Source organism: Pseudoalteromonas sp. NEC-BIFX-2020_002, assembly GCF_013002825.1.
Classification (GTDB): Bacteria; Pseudomonadota; Gammaproteobacteria; order Enterobacterales; family Alteromonadaceae; genus Pseudoalteromonas; species Pseudoalteromonas neustonica.
In genome coordinates, this window is sequence record NZ_JABEPJ010000055.1 from 1 (window position 1) to 566 (window position 566).

Sequence of the window (566 nt, forward strand, 5' to 3'; positions counted from 1 at the left end):
ATTCGGCAATGTGTGGATCTCGTGTGATAAACCCTTTAAGGTTATTCCATGACTTTAGCTCTTTGAAAAACAGCTCAATTTGCCAACGAGTTGCGTATATATCGAGTAACTCGTCAAAGTTAAACTGAGCTTCTTTTAAATTAGTAACAAGGAAAACAAGGCGCTTTTCATCCGGTAAATAGATAAGTCTGTACTGGGGTCCATTTTTCTTCCAGCGTACTGTTAATTCAAGTGGTTGGCTTGCGAATTTCTCGAGTAACGTTTTGAGTTTAATATTCTTCTCTTTGAGTTCTATACCCGCGCAATAAGCTGATGTAACGATTGGGTTGATGTTTTTATTTGCTCAGACCAAAAAGTGGCCGCCATCTTGGGATACTTGCTCAAAGTAATCTAAGTCAAAATACCCTGCATCCGCAAGTAATAACGTATCTTCAAGTGTGTGACTACCCGGTAAAAAGGCTCGCTCAGTTTCAACATCAGGACGGATATCTATTTCGCAGGGTTGTTCATTAAATAGGTCATAAGTAACATGCAACTCAATTGCGGCAGGACTTATAGCAGTAAAA

General features: G+C 39.4%; 1 pseudogene. It reads right to left on the reverse strand.

Annotated elements, in window-relative coordinates:
- Window positions 1-535: pseudogene (locus HJP15_RS22365) on the reverse strand (transposase); the annotation flags it as partial.
- Window positions 536-566: the final 31 nt, after the last annotated feature.